Genomic DNA, 4,348 nt, shown 5'->3' with positions numbered 1-4,348 from the left:
CGTGATTGACATCGTAAAGAGAGATACAATAACAACACTGTTTGGTTGTCCCGAGTAAGGGAATGACCTCAGTTTGGTGCGGCGGACCATGTCTTCGGATTTGGGCCAAAGCGAGCGTTTGCAAGGCTGTTTCCTCGGCCTACCAAGCGTCTGCCTGCTGAAAAGAACGTGTTGTCCAAGTCAAGTACACTAACCAGAGACATGACGCTGCACCCTGCACGGGTTGTGGCTATCAGCATGTCTCGTTGTCCAGACGATAGTCTGGGCGGGAAAAAGTATGCTTTTGAACCAGGATAAGGATGATCAGTTTCTTACCAGCTTCTGATTGTCGCGCGGGACGCAAGTCTTGCTTTTTCTGGATCAAATCAAGCGCGAAAAGGGCGTTTGGTGAATGCCTTGGCAGTAAGAGGCGATGAAAGACGTGATACTCTGCGATAAGCCATGGGGAGCTGAGAATAAGCTTTGATCCATGGATTTCTGAATGGGGCAACCCACCTGATACTGTGTTATTGTTAACCGCTTCGGCGGCGATCAATAATGCGGTAAAACAGGTATTTCTAGACTGAATACATAGGTTTAGAAAAGCAAACCCGGGGAACTGAAACATCTAAGTACCCGGAGGAAAGGAAATCAATTGATACTCCCCTAGTAGCGGCGAGCGAACGGGGACCAGCCGAGCCATGAGTGTGGTTAGAATGCGTTGGAATGCGCAACCAGAGTGGGTGATAGTCCCGTATAAGAAGCATGATTGGACGTATTAAGTAGGGCGGGACACGTGAAATCCTGTTCGAAGATCGGAGGACCACCTTCGAAGGCTAAGTACTCCTTACTGACCGATAGTGAACCAGTACCGTGAGGGAAAGGTGAAAAGCACCCCGACGAGGGGAGTGAAACAGTACCTGAAACCGAACGCCTACAATCAGTTGGAGGGTCCTTGCGACCTGACAGCGTACCTTTTGTATAATGGGTCATCGACTTGGTCTCACGAGCAAGCTTAAGCCGTTAGGTGTAGGCGCAGCGAAAGCGAGTCTTAATAGGGCGTTGAGTTCGTGGGATCAGACCCGAAACCGAGTGATCTAGGCATGGCCAGGTTGAAGGTAAGGTAACACTTACTGGAGGACCGAACCCACATCCGTTGAAAAGGATCGGGATGAGCTGTGCCTAGGGGTGAAAGGCCAATCAAACTCGGAGATAGCTGGTTCTCTGCGAAATCTATTTAGGTAGAGCGTCATCCGAATACCCTCGGGGGTAGAGCACTGGATGGGTAATGGGGCCCCACAGGCTTACTGATCCTAACCAAACTCCGAATACCGAGGAGTACTAGATGGCAGACACACGGCGAATGCTAACGTCCGTCGTGAAGAGGGAAACAACCCTGACCTCCAGCTAAGGCCCCTAATTCATGGCTAAGTGGGAAAGCAGGTGAGACGGCCAAAACAACCAGGAGGTTGGCTTAGAAGCAGCCATCCTTTAAAGATAGCGTAACAGCTCACTGGTCTAATTAAGCTGTCTTGCGGCGAAGATGTAACGGGGCTCAAGCCATGAGCCGAAGCTGAGGATGCATTTATTGCATGGTAGCAGAGCGTAGTGTGACATAAGACTGTGTCTCTTATATTTAAGCGGACCATCCGGTTCTGTTTGAGTGCTAACGCGCTCAAGTAGCCCTCCGGGCGGTAGCGCAAAATAGTGGAGACGTAGTCTTTTCTGTGAAGCTGGCGCGTGAGCGATCCGGTGGAGAGATCACTAGTGAGAATGATGACATGAGTAGCGACAAAGAGTGTGAGAGACACTCTCGCCGAAAGTCCAAGGGTTCCTGCTTAAAGCTAATCTGAGCAGGGTAAGCCGACCCCTAAGGCGAGGCCGAAAGGCGTAGTCGATGGGAACCAGGTTAATATTCCTGGGCCAGATGGAAGTGACGGATCTCGAGGGTAGTTCATCCTTATCGGATTGAATGGGCTGCTTAGAGGTTCCTGGAAATAGCTCCATCGCTAGATCGTACCCTAAACCGACACAGGTGGACTGGTAGAGAATACCAAGGCGCTTGAGAGAACTATGTTGAAGGAACTCGGCAAAATACCTCCGTAAGTTCGCGAGAAGGAGGCCCGGTTTCTAGGCAACTAGAGGCTGGGGGCACAAACCAGGGGGTGGCGACTGTTTATTAAAAACACAGGGCTCTGCGAAGTCGCAAGACGACGTATAGGGTCTGACGCCTGCCCGGTGCCTGAAGGTTAAAAGGAGGGGTGAGAGCTCTGAATTGAAGCCCAGGTAAACGGCGGCCGTAACTATAACGGTCCTAAGGTAGCGAAATTCCTTGTCGGGTAAGTTCCGACCTGCACGAATGGCGTAACGACTTCCCCGCTGTCTCCAACATAGACTCAGCGAAATTGAATTACCTGTCAAGATGCAGGTTTCCCGCGGTTAGACGGAAAGACCCCGTGCACCTTTACTACAGCTTCACACTGGCATTAGGCCGAACATGTGCAGGATAGGTGGTGGGCTTTGAAACCGGAACGCTAGTTTCGGTGGAGCCTCCCTTGAGATACCACCCTTGTTCTGCTTGATGTCTAACCGCGGTCCGTTATCCGGATCCGGGACCCTGTGTGGCGGGTAGTTTGACTGGGGCGGTCGCCTCCTAAATCGTAACGGAGGCGCGCGAAGGTTGGCTCAGAGCGGTCGGAAATCGCTCGTTGAGTGCAATGGCAGAAGCCAGCCTGACTGCAAGACTGACAAGTCGAGCAGAGTCGAAAGACGGCCATAGTGATCCGGTGGTCCCAAGTGGGAGGGCCATCGCTCAACGGATAAAAGGTACGCCGGGGATAACAGGCTGATACTGCCCAAGAGTCCATATCGACGGCAGTGTTTGGCACCTCGATGTCGGCTCATCTCATCCTGGGGCTGGAGCAGGTCCCAAGGGTACGGCTGTTCGCCGTTTAAAGAGGTACGTGAGCTGGGTTTAGAACGTCGTGAGACAGTTCGGTCCCTATCTTCCGTGGGTGTAGGATACTTGAGAGGAGTTGCCCCTAGTACGAGAGGACCGGGGTGAACGATCCACTGGTGGACCAGTTGTTATGCCAATAGCAGTGCTGGGTAGCTATGATCGGACAGGATAACCGCTGAAGGCATCTAAGCGGGAAGCCCCCCTCAAAACAAGGTATCCCTGAGAGCCGAGGTAGACCACCTCGTCGATAGGCCAGAGATGTAAGCGTGGTAACACGTTCAGTTGACTGGTACTAATTGCTCGATAGGCTTGATTTGATCCAGTAGAAGCGAGACTTCTGCTTATCAATCAAAAGCATACACATACATTAGCTGTACTGACTTGGACATCAACACAGCCGTTCCTTCCGGAATGGCAATAGAGCGGGAACGCGCATCCAAGGATGCGCCGCCTCCCGCCCGAGACCTTCCACTGTGCGGAAGGCTCGTGGAGGATTTGTTTGGTTTGGTGATCATAGCGCGAGCAAAACACCTGGTCCCATCCCGAACCCAGCCGTTAAGTGCCGTAGCGCCGATGGTACTGCGTCTTAAGACGTGGGAGAGTAGGTCATCGCCAAACCTAACAAGTCCTCTAATATGTATCTCTCTTCGATGATCAAAAATATCGACTTAGTGGCGCGGGATGGAGCAGCCCGGTAGCTCGTCAGGCTCATAACCTGAAGGTCGTAGGTTCAAATCCTACTCCCGCAACCAAGTCCTTTCCGATAACTTCGCCCGTTCACGTCGCCTTGTGCGGCGTTTTTGCTGTTTCTTGTGCGGTCTTCTCTTCAGATATGCACAAACACTCTGCGTTTCCGGGCCTCGTAACCTGCTCTGGCATATCCTATCTATTGAAAAGGATTGGAAAGGAACCGCAATGACAGACCACGCCACCATCGGTCACGTCCACCTACGGGTGAGTGATCTTGAACGTGCCATTGCGTTCTACCGGGATATTCTGGGGTTCGAAGTTACGCAGCAGTATGGCAATCAGGCGGCCTTCCTGTCGGCCGGCGGCTACCACCACCACATCGGGCTGAACACCTGGGACAGCCTGGGTGCCACGCCTCCGCCCTCGGGGCACACGGGGCTTTATCATTCCGCATTCCTGTATCCGGATCGGGCCAGCCTTGCGGCAGTGCTCAAGCGGGTGGTCGACGCGGGTATTCCGCTGGACGGTGCCGCGGATCATGGGGTGAGCGAAGCGATCTATCTGCGCGATCCCGATGAAAACGGGGTCGAGATCTATCGCGATCGGCCGCAGGCCGACTGGCCCCGCGATGCGGCCGGAAAGCTGGTGATGAGCAATGCCAGGCTAGACGTCGCCGCCTTGCTGGAAGAGGCTCCCTGACAAGCCATTCATCAGGCGTGT

At 53.2% G+C, this 4,348-nt stretch carries 1 protein-coding gene, 1 tRNA gene and 2 rRNA genes; all 4 read left to right on the top strand.

Translation table 11 applies throughout. The features are described 5' to 3' along the window. The first annotated feature begins 363 nt into the window (after positions 1 to 363). The 4 genes from A8B82_RS20210 to A8B82_RS20195 all read left to right on the top strand — a co-directional run bounded on the left by A8B82_RS20210 (position 364) and on the right by A8B82_RS20195 (position 4,327). A 23S ribosomal RNA gene (locus A8B82_RS20210) occupies positions 364 to 3,255 on the top strand. Between the two features lie 186 nt (positions 3,256 to 3,441). Then, positions 3,442 to 3,556 (top strand): 5S ribosomal RNA (rrf, locus tag A8B82_RS20205). Between the two features lie 57 nt (positions 3,557 to 3,613). Next, positions 3,614 to 3,690: transfer RNA gene (locus A8B82_RS20200), tRNA-Met, on the top strand. 163 nt (positions 3,691 to 3,853) lie between these two features. After that, positions 3,854 to 4,327 carry a VOC family protein gene (locus A8B82_RS20195; protein WP_067296635.1) on the top strand — a complete coding sequence of 158 codons (474 nt, stop codon included), beginning with the start codon at positions 3,854 to 3,856 and terminating at the stop codon, positions 4,325 to 4,327. Positions 4,328 to 4,348: the final 21 nt, after the last annotated feature.

This window comes from Sulfitobacter sp. EhC04, assembly GCF_001650875.1.
Lineage (GTDB): Bacteria > Pseudomonadota > Alphaproteobacteria > Rhodobacterales > Rhodobacteraceae > Sulfitobacter.
Note: the sequence above shows the minus strand (reverse complement) of the source record. Positions and strands in the feature narration are given on the sequence as shown.